Annotated in this window: 1 rRNA gene; it reads left to right on the forward strand. The window is 53.2% G+C overall.

The window, feature by feature from the left end:
• Window positions 1-58: 58 nt before the first annotated feature.
• Window positions 59-1,601 (forward strand): 16S ribosomal RNA (locus N7387_RS21140).
• Window positions 1,602-1,604 lie beyond the last annotated feature (3 nt).

Consider the following 1,604-nt stretch of genomic DNA (forward strand, 5'->3'; position numbering starts at 1 on the left):
CAGCAGCTTAGAAATAAGCAGCAGTAAACAGTTTAATTCTTTGAGCATCAAACACTTTTAATTGAAGAGTTTGATCATGGCTCAGATTGAACGCTGGCGGCAGGCCTAACACATGCAAGTCGGGCGGTAACAGGGAGAAGCTTGCTTCTCTGCTGACGAGCGGCGGACGGGTGAGTAATGTATGGGGATCTGCCTGATGGCGGGGGATAACTACTGGAAACGGTAGCTAATACCGCATAATGTCTTCGGACCAAAGCGGGGGACCTTCGGGCCTCGCGCCATCAGATGAACCCATATGGGATTAGCTTGTAGGTGAGGTAACGGCTCACCTAGGCGACGATCCCTAGCTGGTCTGAGAGGATGATCAGCCACACTGGGACTGAGACACGGCCCAGACTCCTACGGGAGGCAGCAGTGGGGAATATTGCACAATGGGCGCAAGCCTGATGCAGCCATGCCGCGTGTATGAAGAAGGCCTTCGGGTTGTAAAGTACTTTCAGTCGGGAGGAAGGTGGTGAGCTTAATACGCTCATCAATTGACGTTACCGACAGAAGAAGCACCGGCTAACTCCGTGCCAGCAGCCGCGGTAATACGGAGGGTGCTAGCGTTAATCGGAATTACTGGGCGTAAAGCGCACGCAGGCGGTTGATTGAGTCAGATGTGAAATCCCCGGGCTTAACCCGGGAATTGCATCTGATACTGGTCAGCTAGAGTCTTGTAGAGGGGGGTAGAATTCCATGTGTAGCGGTGAAATGCGTAGAGATGTGGAGGAATACCGGTGGCGAAGGCGGCCCCCTGGACAAAGACTGACGCTCAGGTGCGAAAGCGTGGGGAGCAAACAGGATTAGATACCCTGGTAGTCCACGCTGTAAACGATGTCGACTTGGAGGTTGTGCCCTTGAGGCGTGGCTTCCGGAGCTAACGCGTTAAGTCGACCGCCTGGGGAGTACGGCCGCAAGGTTAAAACTCAAATGAATTGACGGGGGCCCGCACAAGCGGTGGAGCATGTGGTTTAATTCGATGCAACGCGAAGAACCTTACCTACTCTTGACATCCAGAGAACTTAGCAGAGATGCTTTGGTGCCTTCGGGAACTCTGAGACAGGTGCTGCATGGCTGTCGTCAGCTCGTGTTGTGAAATGTTGGGTTAAGTCCCGCAACGAGCGCAACCCTTATCCTTTGTTGCCAGCGAGTAATGTCGGGAACTCAAAGGAGACTGCCGGTGATAAACCGGAGGAAGGTGGGGATGACGTCAAGTCATCATGGCCCTTACGAGTAGGGCTACACACGTGCTACAATGGCGTATACAAAGGGAAGCGACCCTGCGAAGGCAAGCGGAACTCATAAAGTACGTCGTAGTCCGGATTGGAGTCTGCAACTCGACTCCATGAAGTCGGAATCGCTAGTAATCGTAGATCAGAATGCTACGGTGAATACGTTCCCGGGCCTTGTACACACCGCCCGTCACACCATGGGAGTGGGTTGCAAAAGAAGTAGGTAGCTTAACCTTCGGGAGGGCGCTTACCACTTTGTGATTCATGACTGGGGTGAAGTCGTAACAAGGTAACCGTAGGGGAACCTGCGGTTGGATCACCTCCTTACCT

It is taken from the genome of Morganella sp. GD04133, assembly GCF_029835375.1.
Lineage (GTDB): Bacteria > Pseudomonadota > Gammaproteobacteria > Enterobacterales > Enterobacteriaceae > Morganella > Morganella morganii_B.